16 protein-coding genes are annotated in these 17989 nt (G+C 45.7%); 9 read left to right on the top strand and 7 right to left on the bottom strand.

The features are described 5' to 3' along the window. Positions 1-131 precede the first annotated feature (131 nt). The gene (locus E4V70_RS05235) at positions 132-785 is read left to right on the top strand and encodes a thiol:disulfide interchange protein DsbA/DsbL (RefSeq protein WP_122863395.1); all 654 of its coding nucleotides are present in this window, start codon (positions 132-134) and stop codon (positions 783-785) included. Beyond that, positions 785-1306, top strand: coding sequence for a disulfide oxidoreductase (locus tag E4V70_RS05230; RefSeq protein ID WP_122863396.1), 522 nt, complete (start codon positions 785-787; stop codon positions 1304-1306). Before E4V70_RS05235 ends, E4V70_RS05230 begins: the two co-directional genes overlap by 1 nt. Positions 1307-1637: 331 nt before the next feature. Here the strand turns inward: E4V70_RS05230 and E4V70_RS05225 are convergent, their stop codons facing one another. The 5 genes from E4V70_RS05225 to E4V70_RS05205 all read right to left on the bottom strand — a co-directional run bounded on the left by E4V70_RS05225 (position 1638) and on the right by E4V70_RS05205 (position 6829). Continuing rightward, positions 1638-3101: an ATP-binding protein gene (locus tag E4V70_RS05225; RefSeq protein ID WP_122863398.1), complete on the bottom strand. Its 1464-nt coding sequence runs from the start codon at positions 3099-3101 to the stop codon at positions 1638-1640. Positions 3102-3171: 70 nt separating this feature from the next. Beyond that, on the bottom strand, positions 3172-3849 hold the full coding sequence (locus tag E4V70_RS05220) for a response regulator transcription factor (RefSeq protein ID WP_122863400.1): 678 nt from the start codon (positions 3847-3849) through the stop codon (positions 3172-3174). Between the two features lies 1 nt (position 3850). Continuing rightward, positions 3851-5500: a sensor histidine kinase gene (locus E4V70_RS05215; protein ID WP_122863401.1), complete on the bottom strand. Its 1650-nt coding sequence runs from the start codon at positions 5498-5500 to the stop codon at positions 3851-3853. Between the two features lie 39 nt (positions 5501-5539). After that, positions 5540-6163 carry a protein-disulfide oxidoreductase DsbI gene (gene dsbI / locus E4V70_RS05210; RefSeq protein WP_122863403.1) on the bottom strand — a complete coding sequence of 208 codons (624 nt, stop codon included), beginning with the start codon at positions 6161-6163 and terminating at the stop codon, positions 5540-5542. A 9-nt stretch (positions 6164-6172) separates the two neighbouring features. Continuing rightward, positions 6173-6829, bottom strand: coding sequence for a thiol:disulfide interchange protein DsbA/DsbL (locus E4V70_RS05205; protein WP_122863404.1), 657 nt, complete (start codon positions 6827-6829; stop codon positions 6173-6175). Positions 6830-7071: 242 nt separating this feature from the next. On the opposite strand from E4V70_RS05205, the gene E4V70_RS05200 reads away from it, so the two are divergent. The 7 genes from E4V70_RS05200 (at position 7072) to E4V70_RS05170 (ending at position 15086) form a co-directional block, all read left to right on the top strand. Beyond that, on the top strand, positions 7072-8919 hold the full coding sequence (locus E4V70_RS05200) for an aryl-sulfate sulfotransferase (RefSeq protein ID WP_122863405.1): 1848 nt from the start codon (positions 7072-7074) through the stop codon (positions 8917-8919). A 393-nt stretch (positions 8920-9312) separates the two neighbouring features. Continuing rightward, the gene (locus tag E4V70_RS05195) at positions 9313-10152 is read left to right on the top strand and encodes a DUF3737 family protein (RefSeq protein WP_122863406.1); all 840 of its coding nucleotides are present in this window, start codon (positions 9313-9315) and stop codon (positions 10150-10152) included. A 179-nt stretch (positions 10153-10331) separates the two neighbouring features. Then, complete coding sequence (gene ilvE, locus E4V70_RS05190) at positions 10332-11246, top strand: branched-chain-amino-acid transaminase (RefSeq protein ID WP_122863407.1); 915 nt, start codon at positions 10332-10334, stop codon at positions 11244-11246. A gap of 8 nt (positions 11247-11254) precedes the next feature. Continuing rightward, positions 11255-12358: an SPFH domain-containing protein gene (locus E4V70_RS05185; RefSeq protein ID WP_122863408.1), complete on the top strand. Its 1104-nt coding sequence runs from the start codon at positions 11255-11257 to the stop codon at positions 12356-12358. Positions 12359-13067: 709 nt separating this feature from the next. Beyond that, the gene (gene hisIE / locus E4V70_RS05180; protein ID WP_122863409.1) at positions 13068-13946 is read left to right on the top strand and encodes a bifunctional phosphoribosyl-AMP cyclohydrolase/phosphoribosyl-ATP diphosphatase HisIE; all 879 of its coding nucleotides are present in this window, start codon (positions 13068-13070) and stop codon (positions 13944-13946) included. A gap of 79 nt (positions 13947-14025) precedes the next feature. Further along, positions 14026-14553 (top strand): DUF2393 family protein, encoded by a 528-nt coding sequence (locus E4V70_RS05175; RefSeq protein ID WP_122863410.1) that lies wholly within the window; start codon positions 14026-14028, stop codon positions 14551-14553. Next, the gene (locus E4V70_RS05170; protein WP_122863411.1) at positions 14553-15086 is read left to right on the top strand and encodes a DUF2393 family protein; all 534 of its coding nucleotides are present in this window, start codon (positions 14553-14555) and stop codon (positions 15084-15086) included. Before E4V70_RS05175 ends, E4V70_RS05170 begins: the two co-directional genes overlap by 1 nt. An 818-nt stretch (positions 15087-15904) precedes the next feature. Here the strand turns inward: E4V70_RS05170 and E4V70_RS05165 are convergent. Together E4V70_RS05165 and E4V70_RS05160 are read right to left on the bottom strand one after the other, a co-directional pair. Beyond that, positions 15905-17176: an ArsS family sensor histidine kinase gene (locus tag E4V70_RS05165; RefSeq protein WP_122863413.1), complete on the bottom strand. Its 1272-nt coding sequence runs from the start codon at positions 17174-17176 to the stop codon at positions 15905-15907. Further along, a complete protein-coding gene (locus tag E4V70_RS05160; protein WP_122863414.1) occupies positions 17169-17903 on the bottom strand; it encodes a response regulator transcription factor in 735 nt (244 codons plus the stop codon). The genes E4V70_RS05165 and E4V70_RS05160 overlap by 8 nt, the downstream gene beginning before the upstream one ends. Positions 17904-17989: the final 86 nt, after the last annotated feature.

Genomic DNA, 17989 nt, shown 5'->3' with positions numbered 1-17989 from the left:
ATCCGCTTGCCGAAATCTTATCCGCAACGCCGTCAAATTTAACCCGTCAAATTTGCCGAGTTTAGCCTGCTTAATCTCAAATTTACCCTTTATTTTATACAATCTTTAAAAATTACCGTAAAGGAAACTCGATGAAAACGATCTCCAAGATTATACGAGCTCTAGCCGCCGTTTGCTTGCTGGGCATCGGTGCAAACGCGCTGGAGGAAGGCACGGACTATCAGACGCTAGAAAAGCCTCTAAGCGTGCCTAAAGATAGCGTAGTAAAGGTCTTTAGCTACGAGTGCGTCCACTGCTACAAATTTGACCGAACCGTCACGCCGAAGCTATTTAGCGAGCTAGACGGAGTCAAATTTATCCCGTACCACCTAAAAACAAAGGGCAAACTGGGCGAAACGGCGAGCAAAATTTTTGCCGCGATGATCGTTTTAGACGAGGCTAGCGATGTTAGTTTGCTTAGCGATAAGTCCAAATTTAAAAAGGCTAAATTTGCGATCTACAAGGCCACTCACGATAAGGATGACGATTTTAACGGCGGCAAAGATAAGGCTAGGTTTATCAAAGAGGCTCTTAGCGCGGCGGGCGTGAGCGACGCGGACTACGACAAGGCGCTAGCCAGCGAGCGCGCTCAAGAGATCCTAAAAACATGGGACGATAGCTACGACGTGGCTAAGATCCAGGGCGTGCCTGCATACGTGGTCGGCGGTAAGTACCTGATCAACGTGAAGGCGATCGGCTCGGTAGACGCGATGGCGGCGGCAGTCAAGGAGCTGCTAGCAAAATAATGGACTACAATATCGAAAACAAGGGCTTTGTCTGCTTTGTGTACAACTTGCAGCGAAGGCGGGCGTTTTGGGCGGCGTTGCTCGCGGTTTTGGCGGTCAAATTTATACTGTGCGAGCTGTTTTTAGGCGGCGCGGTAGCCGACGCGCTCGTAGTAAAGCTACGCTTTGCGACGCTGTTTGCGGCGTTTGGCGTGTGCGTGGCGATGTGCGCGCCTAAGGTATTTGGCGTCAAGCTCGCGGGATTTTTCTTGATTTTTTTGGGCGTGATATTCGGACTTGATTACTCTACGAGCGATTTTAGCGGCGTTAGCGAGATTAGTTTTCCTTTTGCGCTGCCGCTAAATGAAATTTACCCGAGCCTTTTTGCGCCTGATTTTAGCGCGGTGAACGAGGCGGGATTTATCAAAATTTACGCATGGGCGAATTTTGCGTTTTTTGCGGTGTTTGGGGCGTTTTGTTTGGTGATGATTTTGAGCTGGTTTGTGTACAACGCGCGTAGCAGCGAAATTAATAAAATTTAGGTTTTGGATTCCCCGGCTCGGCTGGATTTTAAAAGTAGTTTTCGGCTAGGATACTCGGGTCACGGACGACCAGTCCGCTCCCGTCGTATCCGCCAAAAACTATTTAAACTACACACAATCCGTCTGGAATATTTGTTTACGGATTTGATGAATTTAGAGCTATTTACATAATGATAACAAATAAAAGTGGCAGACTTAGCAAGTGATTAAAAGTAAATCTTGGCCAAAAAGTTCACGCAAAGTTTTTAGATGTTGTTGGACATAACGATAAATGGAAAATTAAGCGATTGTTGGAACAGTAAGCAATATTAGAGTAAAAGGCAATAGCTCTTTACTCATCCTTGTATTGGACTAAGGTGTCCATAATAGAAAGTATATTGTCTGGCTGTAGTGCCCACCTGTAGGCTGGATGTATTTCCCAGTCAAATCCAAAATCAGAAAAACTATTCGCTAAAAAATTATTTTCTTCAAAGTATTTTCGTTCTATTTTGCCGTCATCATTTCTTTTACGTGCAGTTAAGAAATTAATTTTATACATAAAGGCGCAAAGTTCTTTTGCCTCTGCTCTGTTACCGTTCGAAAAATGAAAATTATTCATACTCATTATGTTTCTAACTTTTGATAATAATTTATCTGTACAAAATTGATAAGCCTCCTTGGTAGTTTTTTCGTTTTTTGTGGGTTTCATATTGATTAGTAATTTATCTATATCTTTTAGTTCGGATTTAAATTCATTTATTGTATCCCTCAGTCTCCCTTGGGAATAAGTCTCAAATATTTTGTCAAATTCTTTTGTGCCTATTTTGTTGCTACTGTTTCTTCTGGCCTCCTTTGCCGCCAATGAACAAAGTTTAATTAAATCGCGTGGCCTTTTTCGTATTAATGACATAAGTAATCTGTAAGTAGGAATATCTTTCCATCCGCCGCGCCCACCAAAACGCTCCTCAAATACATATTTTAAAACAGTATTGGCAATTTCTTCTTGTTTGGCTTTTAATAATACTTGCTCTGAAACATTGCCTTCAAAATAAGTTACTATTCTTTTTGCTAGGAGTGCCAAAATTTCAAAGTTATTCCAAGTCATCCACACTACGCTTCCTTCAACTTTATCCGTGGACTCATCATTTGTTCTATATAAATAGTACGCATCTGTTCTAAGGCTAATTTTAAAATTTATCGTAGGATTATCTCTTGAAATATCCCTTATGGCATTTAGCATAGCAGATATTCTATTTATATCGCTTTTTTTGCCTTCCCAGCCACGATCCAAATCGTCAATAAATACCACTACTTTTTGCTTTTTAGTAAAGTATTCTAACGCCTTATTCATTCCATCTCTTATCTTAAATCCACTACTTTCAAGATGACTTATGATAGCATTTACTATGTTGCTGGTTAGATTTTTTATAGGATTTACATTGTCACCAAATTTATCTAAAACCTTATTTGCTATTATTGTCGCTAATTCCTTTTTCCATATTCTAATTAGCTTTAGCATATCTGTTTCTTGCTCGCCAAGCTCTAGTATGTCATCAGGTGTTAGCATTATTGTCAATACTCCAGCATCATCAAATTCTCTTTTCATCACCTGAAAAACAGCTGACTTGCCTATGCCTTTATGTCCAACAACTATGCGTAGTGGTAAATCGGCATATATTTGTTCATAAATAGTACCTTTAAAATAGTATTCCATTAGTCTATCTGGTTTCTCGTCTTCAGCAGCTTCGTGACCAAATAGCGCTGCTATTTCTTCGTCTGAAAAGGTTAATGCCTTATATTTCATCCCGTAGCTCATTATTAAACTCCTGCTTAAATAATTCTGAGATTATTTTAGTGCTGTGTGCCTTAAATATCTATTAATATATTTAGTCGCTTAGCAGTATATATCCACTTTCACTGATATTTTTAAATTTAACCCCCAGCTCCCGCTTTAGCCTCAGCACGACGTTTTGTATCGCGCCCTTACTCGTTTGCTCGCCCTCGTAGACGAACTCCTCGATCATCTCGTAGCTCACGAGCTTGTTTAGATTATACGCAAAGAGCCAAAAGAGCTTGTTTTGCAAAAATGATAGATAGATCTCCTTGCCGTTTTTGTAGATCTTTTCTTTGGCGAGATTTATGCTCGTTTGCGGGCCCAAGCGCACGAGCTTTTCGCCCTTTTCGTAGGTTAGAGCCACGAGCAGGCGGCAGAGCGCCGCGATATCGACCGGCTTTTTTAAAAAAGACGCCGCGCCGTGCTCGATGCTTTTGATGAGGTTGTCGTCGGTGTCGTAGGAGGTGAAGACGATAAATTTTTGCGCCGGTTTGATACGCAGTATCTCTTTTATCATCTCAAAGCCGTTCATCGCGGGCATGTGGATGTCGGTGATGACGACGGCGGGGGCTAGCTTTTTAAATCGCTCCAGCCCCTCCAGCCCGTCTGCCGCGCCCCAGACGCTTAGGCAGTAGGGTTTTAGCCCGCCTATTAGCAGCTCCCTTGCGATCTCGTCGTCTTCTACGATGAGGACGGTTAGGTCTTTAAGCAGCTTTAAGTGCTCTTGCATCTCACTCCTTTAAATTTATCTCAAAGCCGAGCTCAAACGTCGTCGGATCGCCCGCGCTTAGCAACTTGATGTCGCCTGCGAGCTTTTCGTTTGCCAGCTTTTTGCCAAAATACAGCCCGATGCCGCTTCCTTGCTTTTTGGTGGTTTTTGGCTGGGTTAAAATTTTATCCCGAGCCGCCTTGCTCACGCCGCTACCGTAGTCTGTGACGGCTATCTTGCACGTACCGTTTTCAAATTTGACGTCGATAAAAACTTGCCGCTTGGCGATCTGCTCTTTGTATCGCTCCACGACCGCGTCCTTGGCGTTGTGAATGAGGATGAGCAAAATTTGCTGCACGATGCCCATGCGCTGCGTGGCCTCTTCGTCTTTAAACTCGCGCAGGCTTACTGCGACGTTTGCTTTGCTAAGCTCGGTGTGCATGAGCTTTAGCAGGTCTTTTATGCAGCGCTGTACGCTAAATTTTTGCGGAGCGTCGCTACTTTTATAAAAATTTCTAAAAATTTCGATCGTATCGCTTAAAAGCACGGTCGCAGCCTGCCCTTTTTGCAGCATATGCTCTAGCGTCGCGGCGTCTAGTTTGCCGTCTTTTTGCAGCATAAGCAGGCTTGATATCATCAAATTTAGCGAATTTACGGGCTGTATAAACTGATGATTTATGCCGCTGATTAGCTCGCCCGCCTCGCTCATGCGCGCTTTGTGCTTGAGCAGGGCTTCGTAGTCGTCTTGCAGGTTTTTGATTTTTGAGTACATAAAGTTATGTAAGAAATTTGCCACGAGCGCCAGCGCCGCGAACGCAAAAAGCAGAATGAGGGCGTTTTTTAGCACGGAGTTAAGCAGCGCGGCGAGCTCTTTTTCGTTATCGGTGCCTGCACCGATGAACCAGTTTAGCGTCGGGATCTCGGCGACGGAGATGAAATTTGATCCGATATTTAGGCTCGTGATATCCTCGCCCCGCAGGAAAAGCTCTTTAAATTTATCCTCGATCTGCTTTTTTAGTGCCGCGTCCTTCATCGGCGTTAAAATTTCGCCGCCGTGCGTTACGATAAAGGCGTAGGAATCTGGCGCTAGCTTAAATTTTTCCATATTTTTTAGTATGTTTTGCAGCTTCACCACGCCGCAAAACACCCCCGCAAACGAGCCGCCGTCCATGACGGGTACGCATAAATTTAACGTCGGCTCGCCTAAAATTTTATGGCGCTGCATAAAATTTACCGTGGGCGCGAGCGTGCTTTTGGTCTCTTCAAACCAAACAAGCCCCGTACGCAGGCTCTTTGGCATAGCTTCGTCGTCGCCCAGCTCCTTGCCGTCTACGAAGATCTCCCCGTCCTCGCGTAAAAACTGCAAGGCGTCGAATTCCGCGGAGTTTTCTTTAAAAAGCCGTATGAAGCCGCCGAGTTTTTCGCTATCTTGTGAGATGCCCGCGTTTTCTATAAATTTAGCCGCACGCACCAGCGAGCGCAGCCGTTCATCCAGCCAAAACGAGAAATTCCCGACCATATTTTCGCTCGCGGCGATCTTGTTTTTATCCGCGAGCGTCGTGATCTGCGCCTTGGCGTCCTCGTAGTTTTTTACGCCCAAAAGCACCACGAAAAGGCTTGCGAAAATGATGATGAAGTAGATTTTAAAATTATGCTCGCGTAAGGCTTTCATGCGGCGAGTATAGCAAAATCGGTCTAAATTTAGACCGATTTAAGCTTTCTTGATAGTTAAAATTTTGCAAACGAACATCGCGGCAAGCACGACGAAGCAGACGCCAAAGCCGATGAGAGTGCAGTCGGCCATCGACATAAATTTGCTTGATGGGATCAGGTACCAGCCGTCCTCGTAAAGATCCACTAGATATTTTTGAAAGCCGTCTAGCGTGACGCCCTCGGGCACCAGCGGACTGTCGTAACCGCAGTCGCCCGTAGGCAAGAACCAATCGGGCGCCCACCGCTCAAGCGGCAAACCGAACGGATAGTGCGGCTCGGTCGAGCAGCCCTGCACGCCAAACGGATCGTCTCCATGCACGGCGTCGTGGATCCTAGCGAGCTTTACGCTATACATTATGCCCTGGATCGCGCCCCAAAAGGCTAGCAGATATCCGAGTGCGGCCAGGAGCAAATTTTTGGGATTTACGATCGCGACTAGCCCTCCTAGCGCCATGCACAAAAAGGCAAAGCGGATATAGACGCACTGCTCGCAAGGCGGCATATAGACGTAGTTTTGAAACAGCGAGTGCGCGAGGATCACGAGTCCCACGCTCACCGCTACAAGGATCGCCCACGGCAGACGGCTATCTGCGAATTTTGCTATTTTTTCCGCAAATTTCATGCCCGCGCCCTATTTTTTGAGCAGCTCTTCAATTAGCTGCGTCATACCGTCTAGGGAGGTGATGGACTTCGTCATGATGAGGTATTTGCCGTTTACGACGAACGCCGGCACGCCCTGGATCTTGGCTACGTCGTAGCTCTCGTCCCATTTTTTAAGTAGTTCGGCGACTTTTGGATCCTCCAGCTTTTTTTGATAGTCCGCTTCGCTGATACCGGCCGCATCAAGCCCCGTCTTTAAAAACGCAGCCCCGTCCTTGCCGTCGCTCCAGCGCTGTCTTTGATCGTGGTAGGCTTTGTAGTAGGCAAATTTCGCCTTTTTAAACAGCGAATTCTCATCCAGCAGGCTAACGCCCTTTTCCTCGTCCATCACGGCTAAAACGGCTAAAATTTTACTTCCGAGCTCGCCGTACTCGCCCTTGGTTTTTAGATGAAACGGTACGTATTTTAGCCCCGCGACCTTTTCTACGACCTTCGGCGTGACGGTTTTGTCGTATTTGTAGCAAAACGGGCATGCGTAGCTAAAGACCTTAACTAGCGTGTTTTGCTCCACTGATAGCGGTTTTTCGAGCTTTACGTAGTCCTCGCCCTCGGTAAACGCGGCCGCGCTAAGGGCGCCGAACATCGCTACGGCTAGAAAACCTTTTGTAAATTTAGAAAGTAGATTCATGGAGTGCTCCTTAAAATGATTTCGTTTGCGTTAATTGTATATTCCCTCGCCGCCGCAAAACTCACGCTAAGATAAATTTTAGATTAAATTCGTAAAATTTAGGCTAAATTTTAGTGGAAAATATAAAAATTTGAATTATTCTTTAGATTTAAGCTATTTATAATATTAGCGTGATTTTCACGTTAGAAAGATTCACTAAAATTACGGCAATGAAACGATTTATCATTATATAAGGAGAAAAGATGAAAAGAACTCTATCATCAGTCGCCCTAGCTGCGGCATTACTCGGCGGTCTAAGCACGGCGGCACTTGCCATCGGCGGACCGAGTGGCTCGCACATCGACTACGGTATCCCGGGCAAGATCGGCGAAGTGGTCGTAAACCCGTACGACACCGCGCCTCTAACGGCGGTCATCAAAAACGGTGGCTACACGCTAGCAAACGCGAAAGTCACTATCGTGCCAAAACCGGGCGGTCAGGTTATCAGCTATAAAGTCGCCGACAAACACCTTCGCACGCATGGCGGAATACCTGTGTTCGGACTATATCCTGACTATCAAAACGCCGTCGAGGTCGAGTACGATAAAATTTATAAAGGTCAAACCGAGCACATAAAAGAAACCTATAAAATTTACGCTCCCGCGATATATTTGGAGAGCTCTGGCATGCCGTCTCAAAAGGGCGCGCTGTTTGATAAAATCGAAGTAGTGAAGGCTCCGAGCGCGAAATTCGCTAATCGCCTCTACTATGTAAATAACTTCGTAAACAAAACCGGCAAAGGCACCAAAGTCGTGTGGAACAACCCCGCAGGTGGCGCGATCGAGTGGAACTATAGCCCGAACAACTTCATCCTAGACACCAAAGGCGAGGTGCGCTGGTATCTCGAGCCGAGTAAAATTTACGACCTCAAGCAGCCCTTTAGCGCGGGCGTCATGATGGGCTTTAAGCAAAACGACGACGGCGCGATGACGTGGGGCTACGGCCAGCGCTACGCTAAATATGACATAATGGGCCGCGAAATTTTTAACCGCGAGCTGCCTGCGGGATACAACGACTTCTCGCACTCTATGGACGTAGCGCAAAACGGGCATTATTTCCTCCGCGCGGCAAACGCCAACTATAAGCGCGCCGACGGCAAAAACGTCCGCACTGTGCGCGACGTCATTGTTGAGGTCGATCGCGACGGCAACGTGGTGGATGATTTTAGGCTGTATGAAATTTTAGATCCGTACCGCGACATCGTGCTAAAAACACTCGATCAGGGCGCTGTGTGCCTAAATATCGATGCTAGCAAAGCAGGCCACACCGCGAGCACTGACGAACTGGCTGCGATGGATACGAACGAAAAATGGGGCGACATCGTGGGTTCGGGTCCCGGACGCAACTGGGCGCACGTAAATAGCGTGGATTATGATCCAAGCGATGATAGTATCATCATCTCCAGCCGCCACCAAGACGCCGTCATCAAGATCGGCCGCGACAAAAAAGTCAAGTGGATAATGGGCGCGCATAAAGGATGGAAGGACGAATTTAAAGACTTTCTGCTTCAGCCGGTTGATAAAAACGGCAAAAAGATCGTCTGCGATGACGAATACTCAAAATGCCCAGGATATGAGAGCGAGACGGGCGGATTTGACTGGCAATGGACGCAGCACACGGCGTTTCGCATCGACAGCAAGTCCAAAAAGGGCGTAGTGTATCTAACCGTCTTTGACAACGGCGACACCCGCGGCATGGAGCAGCCTGCGATGGCTGGCATGAAATACTCCCGCGCGGTCGTCTACAAAATCGACGAAAAAGCTAAAACCGTCGAGCAAGTCTGGGAGTACGGCAAACAGCGCGGCAGCGAGTGGTACAGCTCGGTTACTTCGCTAGCACAGTATCAAGACGACCTAGATAGCGTGATGGTTTACTCCGCGGTCGCGGGTATGCAGTTTGACATCGCCAAGGGCCGTCCGGTCGGCGTGCCTAGCCCTCACATCAACGAGTTTGAATGGGGCGCAAAAGAGCCGTCAATCGAAATCAAAATGACCAACGCGATGGGCTATCAGGCGTTTCCGTTTAGCCTAGAAAAGGCGTTTGAGAAGTAAAATTTAGCGGCTCCCGGCCGATGTGCTTCGGGGCCGCTTTTTGGTAAGTTTGGATTTTGCGCTTGCGACCCGGTTAAATTTGCCCGCTCAAATTGATGGGTCGCAGGCTTTAAATTTAGATCGAATTTGATCTCGCAAAAGGTAAAATTTAGGCTCGCGTTTCCATCCTTTGCGCTAGTCTAAATCTTACCTTTCCCTGCCAAGCGTTTGGGAAAATAGGACTCCGAAAGACAATAGCAACGCCTGAACGCTTGGATTTTAGTAAAACGCCGCCTAGATTTTTCTACTGCTTAAATTTACCCGTTTGCTTCACAAATTTCGCTTTGAATTTTCAAATTTACATCCTTGTTGCCGTAAAATCGATATAATCAACAAAAACGACGGAGGCGAAAAATGCAAAAATTTGTCGAGCAAAAATTTATCGGCGAGCGTGCTATGTTTGGCGCAAATGACGCTGAGTTTGAGCGGTGCGGGTTTGCAGCGGGAGAGTCGCCGCTAAAGCACGGGCAAAATTTGCGCCTAAAAAACTGCACTTTCGAGTGGAAATATCCGCTGTGGTACACTAAAAACGTCGCCGTAGAGGACGGGTTTTTGATGCAGATGGCGCGCGCTGGCATCTGGTACGCGCAGGACGTTAGCTTTAAAGATACGCTAATCCAAGCGCCAAAATCCTTTCGAAGGTGCCAAAACATAAGGCTAGAAAACGTAAATTTGACCCAAGCCGAGGAGACGCTGTGGAGCTGCGAGGACGTGGAGATAAAAAACGTCTGCGCGCGTGGGGATTATTTTGCGATGAACTGCGAAAACGTGCGCGTTTACGGGCTAAATTTGGACGGAAACTACGGCTTTGACGGCTGCAAGAACCTGCTCGTCGAGGATAGCAAACTGCTTAGCAAAGACGCCTTTTGGAACTGCGAGAACGTGACCGTGCGAAATAGCTTCATCAGCGGCGAATACCTCGCATGGAACAGCAAAAACGTAACCTTTGAAAACTGCGTGATAGAGAGCTTGCAAGGGCTTTGCTACGTGCAAAATCTCGTGCTGCGCGGCTGCCAAACGCTAGATACCACGCTAGCCTTTGAGTATTCAAGCGTGGACGTAGAAATTTTAGGCGGCATAGCTAGCGTGAAAAATCCGCTCTCAGGCGTGATAAGAGCAAGGGAGATAGGCGAAATAATAATGGACGAGGAGTGCGTAGATCCTGCCGCGACTAGGATTATTTTAGAAAAATAGCAGTTTTTGCCATATGTTTCGCCCCGTCGTTTTATATTCAAATTTGACCCTAAACGACTCAAAAAGTCTCACAAAAAGTGCGTAAATTTGACCGCAAACAGAGCTAAATTTGGCGATGGGTATTAAATTTTAAAGATATTTTTGCTACACTCAGCAAATTTTATAAAAAAGGATGCCAAATGAACCCTTCCGAATTTATCTGGATGGATGGAAAATTAGTCAAATGGGAGGACGCTAAAGTCCACGTTTTAACTCACTCGCTTCACTATGCAAACGCCGTATTTGAGGGTACAAGAGCCTATATGACGGATAAGGGCTTAGCGGTATTTCGCCTTAGCGACCACACCGCGCGCCTGCTAAAATCAGCCAAAATGACGATCCTAAACGTCAAATACACGCAAAAAGAGCTTGAAGACGCGCAGGTCGAGCTACTTCGCGCAAATAATTTTAAATCAAACGTCTATCTACGCCCGATCGTTTACCTAGGCTACGGCGTGATGGGTCTAGCTCACACTAAAGCTCCCGTAAATACTGCAATCGCGGCATGGGAGTGGGGTGCATATCTAGGCGAAGAGGGGCTAAAAAAGGGCATCCGCGTGAAAATTTCAAGCTTTGCTAAACTAAACGTCGGCGGTCAAATGAGCCGCGCGAAATCAAGCTCGAACTACCTCTGCTCGCAAATGGCAAACTACGAGGCCAAAGAGGCGGGCTACGACGAGGCGTTGTTGCTTGATAGCGAGGGCTACATCTCAGAGGGGCCGGGCGAGTGCTTTTTCATCGTGGAAAACGGCGCGCTAATCACTCCTCCAAACGACAGCAGCCTAGTTAGCATCACGCAAGACACCGTTATCAAAATCGCTCGCGATCTATATATCGAAGTGCGCAGAGAGCGCATCACTCGCGACCGCGCTTACACTGCGGACGAGGCGTTTTTCACGGGTACGGCGGCAGAGGTCACTCCGATAAGCGATATCGACAACCGCGTTATCGGCGCGGGCGAGCGCGGAGCGGTAACTAAACGCCTACAAGACGCGTATTTTGACGTAGTTTACGGACGCAATCCAAAATACGCCTCGATGCTAACTTACATTTAAGGAACGAAATGCCAGCGGATTTAAATGATTATTTTAATAAAAAACGCGGCTCCGGCGGCGGAGACGATAACGGCGGCGAGAGCAAGGGGCCGAAAGTAAATTTTAAAACGCCTGATTTTAAGGGGTTTGGCAAAATTTCGGCCTTTGCCTACGTCATCATCGCGCTAGTGGCCGTGATCGCGCTCACGCAGCCTTTCGTCACGATAAACTCGGGCGAAGTGGGTATCAAGTCAAATTTGGGTAAATACGACCCGTCTCCGATGCAGCCGGGACTACACTTCTTTATCCCGTTTTTGCAAAAAGTCATCGTGGTCGATACGCGCGTACGCCTCATCAACTACACGTCGGGCGAAGATATGGGCGAAGCGGCGCAAAAGTACGGCGCGCAGGCTCAAGCCGGTATCATCCGCAAAAACTCGATCTCCGTTTTGGACGCGAGAAACTTGCCTGTTAGCATCGACATCACCGTGCAGTACCGCTTAAATCCAGAAAATGCGCCTCAAACGATCGCGTCTTGGGGTCTTAGCTGGGAGAACAAGATCGTTGATCCAGTCGTGCGCGACGTCGTGCGCAGTATCGCGGGTAAATACACCGCCGAGGAGCTTCCGACGAAGCGAAACGACCTAGCTACGGCTATCGACGAGGGTATCCGCAAGGATATCGACGCGCAGCCAAATAAACCCGTCGAGCTGCTAACTGTGCAACTTCGCGAGATCATCCTGCCTGAAAAGGTAAAAGAGCAGATCGAGCGCGTACAAATCGCTAAACAAGAGGCCGAGCGAACCAAATATGAAGTAGAGCGCGCAAATCAAGAGGCGCTCAAAAAAGCAGCCCTCGCTGAAGGTACGGCAAAGGCCGCCATCATCGAGGCTCAGGGTCGTGCGGACGCAGCTAAAATCGAAGCCGACGCACAGGCCTACGCAAACAAAGAGGTCGCAAAAAGCCTCGATCAAAATTTGCTAAATTTAAAACAGATCGAGACGCAGGGTAAATTTAACGAGGCGCTACGCGAAAACAACGACGCGAAGATATTTTTAACGCCTGGCGGAGCGGTGCCGAATATCTGGGTAGATACGAAGGATAAGGCGAAGCAAAGCGCGATAACGCAATAACTTTTGCTTGAAGGGGCTTGCCTCGCGAGCGTCTTTAACGGTGCTAGTAAAAATTTAGCTCGGCGGACTGTCTTGTCCAGCTACGCTAAATTTTTACGTCGCTTCTGCTTGCAGTTGCGACCGCAAGGGAAGCAAAGCCCTTTCTCGCTTTAGCGTTACGAGCATAGCGAAGTAAAAATCCATCTCGCGATACTTTGCCTTGACTCTTTACGCTCAAATTTGAAGTCAAATTTGTAAATTTCGGCTTCAAATTTTACCCACCGAGACCCGCATTTTGAAAACGCCAAATTTGCCCCTTGTAAAATTTAAAACCGTGCGGCGCATTAGCACCGGATAAACCTGCGCATAGCGCAGCAACATCTCACGTGCAGTGGGGTAGGTGGAGGTTTCTGCTTCGCAAGCTAGCAGCTGCAAGCAGACCGTAGGTAGACCCCCCCCCTTTTTTTTCTTTTCCTCTCCCAAAGGAAAGAAAAAGAAAACTGTAGAGTAAAATCGTAATACAATTTAAACCCTTCCACTTAACAAAGAAGTAAAATAGTTTTTAATGATGCGACAAATTTGAAAAACAAATTTAGCACCATAAAGTTGCGGGTCTCGGCGAGTAAAATTAAAAAATTCGCTAAATTTAAGACGATTGGCGGTAAAATCCCTCGTATAGCTAAAATTTGCCTGCGCGCCAAGCCAAATCCGCGGCCGAAAAGGAAATAAAATGAAAATAGATTGGGAAAAAGTGGGTGGCCTATTGCCCGCCGTCGTGCAAGAAAGCTCGAGCGGAGAGGTTTTGATGCTTGCTTATATGAACGAAGAGGCGCTAAATTTGAGCCTAAAAACGGGCTTTGCGCACTATTTTTCGCGCACGAAAAACCGTATCTGGAAAAAGGGCGAGGAGAGCGGAAATACGCAGGCCATAGACGAGATTTTCCTTGACTGCGACAACGACACGATCTTGCTCAAAGTCGTTCAAAACGGCGGCATAGCGTGCCACACCGGCGCAAAATCGTGCTTCTTTAGAAAGATTTCGGGGGACGGCGGCGAGTCAAATTTAACCGGTGCCGACGGGCAAAATTTGACGCAAGAGCAAAATCCAAACCAAGCCAAAAAGCCGATCTACGGCATAATCGACGAGGTTTATCACGCGATATTGGACCGCAAGCTAAACGCCGATCCGCAGACTTCATACGTTGCTAGCCTGTTTAAAAAGGGCGAAAACGCAATCCTAAAAAAGGTCGGTGAGGAGGCCACGGAGCTAGTGATGGCGTGCAAGGATGCCTCGGCGCGCAAAAACGAAACTGCACAGTTTAACTCTGCCGCAAACGGCGGTCAAATTTCGTCAAATTTAACCCAAAACGAAAATTTTGCTAAAATTTCAAACGAAAACGCCGCAAATCAAAACAGCCAAACCGAGACGTCTCAAAACCAAAAGCCAAAAACGCCGACCGAGGAGATCGTCTACGAGGCGGCGGATCTATGCTTTCACTCGCTAGTGGCGCTGGCGCTGCACGGCATTCACCCTGACCGCGTCAAAGCCGAGCTCGCGCGCCGTTTCGGACTAAGCGGTATCGAGGAAAAAAACTCGCGAAAAGGCTAGGGCGGTCAAATTTGGCACACTTTATGCAGGCGGACTACAAATTTGGCTCGCCGCAAGGCAAACGAAGCAAAGAGGCAAGATGATAAACGAACTAAAACAAGGCCTGAATTTCTATCTGACGCACCTTAGCTGGGTGGATTTTGCCGCCTATATCTGGATGTTTTTGACCTTTTTGGCGCTCGTTTCGCTTTGCGTTTACGTTGCGTCAAAGTCCTTTTTTGCGGGCTTTGCGCTGATGATCGTTACTATCGCGGGGCTTGGATGCGGGGCGTATTTTATGCCTAAGCTTTTAGACGAAAATCTGCGAACCCGCTCGCTCGAGCTAGTCTCAACCAAGCAACTTGAGTACTCAAACACGCTGCTTGTGGATCTGCGCCTAACAAATCTCTCGAAAAAGCCGTTTAACTACTGCAAAATCGGCCTTAGCTTTTATAAAAACTCGGGCAATACGCTGCGCCGATACGCAAACGAGCTAAAGCCGTTTTTGAGAGAAAATATCGTGCTAAAAGATATGCTGGACGTAAATGCGACGCGCGAGATCACGCATGCGGTAAATAACTTTCGCGCGCAGGACTACAACGTCACGACAAGCTCGGAGTGTTTTTGATGGAAGGGTATTTTAACGTATTTCACTTCATCGCGCTTGCGGTTTTGGCGCTACTATCAATGCTTTTTGCGCTGATATCGCGCGGCGAAAAAAATCCGAAATTTTTTAAAATTTACGTTGCGACAAATGTCGTAGCAACGCTGATGCTTGGATATTTTTTCATGACGATCGTGGATAAATACACCAAAAAGGCCGTGCTCATGGAGTTTTCCGGCCACCGCGTACTCAGAAACGAAACTATCGTGTTTAAGGGTTCGCTGCGAAATACGGGCGAGTTTAGCATCGCAAACTGCGATCTGACCGTGAAACTCATCAACAACCCCGTGAGCAAGGAGACGATCGCCGGCTCTATATTTAAGCCTAGCGGATTGTCGCTATTTTCGCGCGGCGACGAGCGCTCAAACGTCGCGGAGATCACCGCTAGCGTCGCTAAAAATATCGCGCCTAAACAGATACGAAATTTTAGCGTTTCGATGCCTTACCCGTCGTACTTCGCAAATACCCAAACGATAACGAAGCTGGAGTGCAGGTAGGCGCGGGTAAATTTGCCCGAATGCTCTATTTTTTATCAAAAAATATAAAATTTTTATGCCCGCCTTGTCGATATTTTTACCAAGTTTTCTAAGAAAATAAGCTTTTAGCTCACTCCTTTGCGAGTCGGTTTTTGGCAGTATATTTATGAAATTTTTAGCAGACTCGCCGTAAACTACGATATTTTCAAAATGCCTATACTTTCCTCTTTTACCGAGAATTTGAAATAAAATTATCGCCGCAAGAAATAAGAATGCATAAAAAGATAAACCCCAGTGCCAGAGCAAACCTCGCCGTCCCTTCCACCAAGCAGCCTAAAATCAAATAAACAAAGACCAGTGCCGCACAAATCAGCGGAGTGCGCTGGAAATACTCGTATCTGCTGTTGGCGGTTCGTTTTATGTCTGAGATTTTGCTGATTTTTTGCTGCATTTGAGTTTACGAGATACTCGATTTTGCCGTTCTTAAAGCAAACGAGCCTATAATACTCAAATACAATAGGCGAAATCAAAAGTGGGGTGCAAAAAAGAGCCTTTATGATTTTCTCTTCGCTAGTCGGGAAATAAATTAACATCAAAATTATCAACGGCACAGATACCATGGAAGCTATGAAAGCAAATTCGGAATTATGATCTTTTATGATTGTCTGCTCTTTGTTGTAATCTCTCGCAAATTTTGTATTAAAATTTGGATAGTTTGAACTATTGGTATTTTTTATTTGCCCCTTTGAAATTCTAATTTATCATTGTCTGTTTTTGGAATTTTACTATTTTTTGTTGATTATGCAAATTTACAAATACTTTCCTAATTTATTTAGGAGTTAGACGAAACATATCATAAAAATATTTTCACCGTCTTCGTGTTTGTATTTTAGGGTATGGCCGTGTTTTTTAAAAATTTGATTTGCTATATAAAGCCCGAGGCCAAGTCCTGAATTTGACGTCTCTACTTTTCTGTTAAAAGCTCTTTCAAAATTAAGTCTTTCCGGATCAAGCTCGTCTCCCATGCTGCTTATGCAGACGGCATTTTTATCTATATTTACAAGGACTTTGCCGCTAGAGTATTTTAACGCATTATCGATCAAATTTTTAACTCCGGTCGCATAAAGTTCAAAATCAACCTCAACCGCGCTTATTTCTCCATCTGCTCGCACTTCTATGCGGCTCGTGTCTTTTAGCAAAAGCATATCTACCGAGTGATCGACGATGTCTATGACTCGGTGTTTATTTTTCTTAAGCTCCCATTCATTGGATACGAGTTTTTCTACTTTGACGACTTCGCCCAGTATCATTTCTAGTCGTATAAAAATTTGTTTTAACCTACTTTTAAATTTATCGTCTTGTAAGATTTCGGCTATCATGTCCGCCATGATCCGCCCCCTCATTATCGGGTTGCGAAATTCGTGCAAGATGTTGCGTAAAAATAGCGCTCTAGCCTGCTTTATCGCATCTATTTTTTGCATCGTCGTGTTAAATTCGCCGGCGATTTGTCCTATTTCATCATTTGCTTCTACTTTTAGCAGTCTAAATTTATCTTCTTCTCCCGCTCTTCTTATCATATTTTTTAAATTTCTGAGTCTCAGCAATTTTTTTAAGACGACTATGAAAAATGCGGCCATTACGATATTTACTATAAGCCAAAGTATCCAAATGCTATGCGAATAAATTTCTTCTAAATTTTCTAAAGGCACATCGTTTTTCGCGATGTCATCTTCGTTTGATATATTAAGCCCTGCCGCATCCATAATGCGCGAAAACATTTTAGGATCTATAGAAGAAAATCTAGGCACAAAATAAAACTTTTTGTTATACCTTATCATATCGGTATACGAGTCGCTAAAAATTTTCTCGCCGCCTTGCCTGATCTTAATAGGATCAAGGTCGCTATTTTTAAGGCCGATTTGCGCTAGCTGCTTAGCTGCGTTGCCTTCTACTTGTCCTCGTATACGCATGCCTAGCATAAAGCGCTCATAAGTAAGGTATTCTGCGTCTCTTACCTGCCTTTTTGATTCGATGAAAAATGCTAAATTTACGACAACTAATGCGGCAAAAAAGAAAAAAGATATTAGCTTGATTATGGATATATTACGCATTGATAAATTTATACCCTATACCGCGCACAGGGTGAATGAATCGCGGATTTTTAGGATCGTCTCCTATTTTCTGGCGTAGGCGTCCTATGGCCACATCTATGCTTTTTAGTCCGCTTTGAAATTTCGCCTGACCCAAATTTATCAAAATATCCTCTCTTGGTATAACCATCCCCTCTTTTTCATAAAGGTAGATAAAGATGTCAAATTCCGCTTTCGTTAGCGCTATCTCCTCTTTGTTTTTTATGACGATACGCCTTTGTTTATCGACGCAAAAGGTTTTGGAGTCGTTGCTAGTTTGTATCCCTCGGCGAAGTATCGCTCTTAGCCTAAATGCAAGCTCTATAGGCTCGTACGGCTTTGCCATATAGTCATCCGCCCCAAGCTCAAATCCCTTTATCTTATCTAGCGTTTCGCTGCGAGCCGATGATATGATAATAGGTAACGATGGATAGCTGCGCCTTACGTGCTTGCACACTTCAAGGCCGTCCATATCCGGCAAGCCAAGATCAAGCACCAAAGCGTCGAAAGTATTTTTTGCGTCTAGAATTTTAAGTCCTTCAAGCGGATTTGTGACTATGGTTACGCCAATCTCGCTTTTTGCCAGTGCAAATTTTAAAAGCTCGGCCAGTTCAATATCGTCTTCTATAAGCAAAATTTCTATCATAGTAGCGATTATATCAAATTTAAAATTTAAAACTAAAAAATATTTTTTAGTTAATGTTACCAAAATCTTACCGTTTTTGATAGACCTACATGTTATGATTTCGCCAACAAGACCAAAAGAAGATGTCGCAAAAACGACAAAATATAAAT

It is taken from the genome of Campylobacter showae, assembly GCF_900699785.1.
Classification (GTDB): domain Bacteria; phylum Campylobacterota; class Campylobacteria; order Campylobacterales; family Campylobacteraceae; genus Campylobacter_A; species Campylobacter_A showae_D.
The sequence above is the reverse complement of the archived record's forward strand: the minus strand, read 5'-3'. Positions and strand labels throughout refer to the sequence as shown.

What these genes read in the sequence shown, in the direction of transcription:
- dsbI (WP_122863403.1), bottom strand. Translation starts at nt 6,163, where the DNA reads ATGAAATTTGCGGAAAAAATAGCAAAATTCGCAGATAGCCGTCTGCCG.
- E4V70_RS05200 (WP_122863405.1), top strand. Translation starts at nt 7,072, where the DNA reads ATGAAAAGAACTCTATCATCAGTCGCCCTAGCTGCGGCATTACTCGGC.
- E4V70_RS05195 (WP_122863406.1), top strand. Translation starts at nt 9,313, where the DNA reads ATGCAAAAATTTGTCGAGCAAAAATTTATCGGCGAGCGTGCTATGTTT.
- E4V70_RS05220 (WP_122863400.1), bottom strand. Translation starts at nt 3,849, where the DNA reads ATGCAAGAGCACTTAAAGCTGCTTAAAGACCTAACCGTCCTCATCGTA.
- E4V70_RS05215 (WP_122863401.1), bottom strand. Translation starts at nt 5,500, where the DNA reads ATGAAAGCCTTACGCGAGCATAATTTTAAAATCTACTTCATCATCATT.
- E4V70_RS05170 (WP_122863411.1), top strand. Translation starts at nt 14,553, where the DNA reads ATGGAAGGGTATTTTAACGTATTTCACTTCATCGCGCTTGCGGTTTTG.
- E4V70_RS05205 (WP_122863404.1), bottom strand. Translation starts at nt 6,829, where the DNA reads ATGAATCTACTTTCTAAATTTACAAAAGGTTTTCTAGCCGTAGCGATG.
- E4V70_RS05185 (WP_122863408.1), top strand. Translation starts at nt 11,255, where the DNA reads ATGCCAGCGGATTTAAATGATTATTTTAATAAAAAACGCGGCTCCGGC.
- hisIE (WP_122863409.1), top strand. Translation starts at nt 13,068, where the DNA reads ATGAAAATAGATTGGGAAAAAGTGGGTGGCCTATTGCCCGCCGTCGTG.
- E4V70_RS05225 (WP_122863398.1), bottom strand. Translation starts at nt 3,101, where the DNA reads ATGAGCTACGGGATGAAATATAAGGCATTAACCTTTTCAGACGAAGAA.
- E4V70_RS05175 (WP_122863410.1), top strand. Translation starts at nt 14,026, where the DNA reads ATGATAAACGAACTAAAACAAGGCCTGAATTTCTATCTGACGCACCTT.
- E4V70_RS05165 (WP_122863413.1), bottom strand. Translation starts at nt 17,176, where the DNA reads ATGCGTAATATATCCATAATCAAGCTAATATCTTTTTTCTTTTTTGCC.
- E4V70_RS05235 (WP_122863395.1), top strand. Translation starts at nt 132, where the DNA reads ATGAAAACGATCTCCAAGATTATACGAGCTCTAGCCGCCGTTTGCTTG.
- E4V70_RS05230 (WP_122863396.1), top strand. Translation starts at nt 785, where the DNA reads ATGGACTACAATATCGAAAACAAGGGCTTTGTCTGCTTTGTGTACAAC.
- ilvE (WP_122863407.1), top strand. Translation starts at nt 10,332, where the DNA reads ATGAACCCTTCCGAATTTATCTGGATGGATGGAAAATTAGTCAAATGG.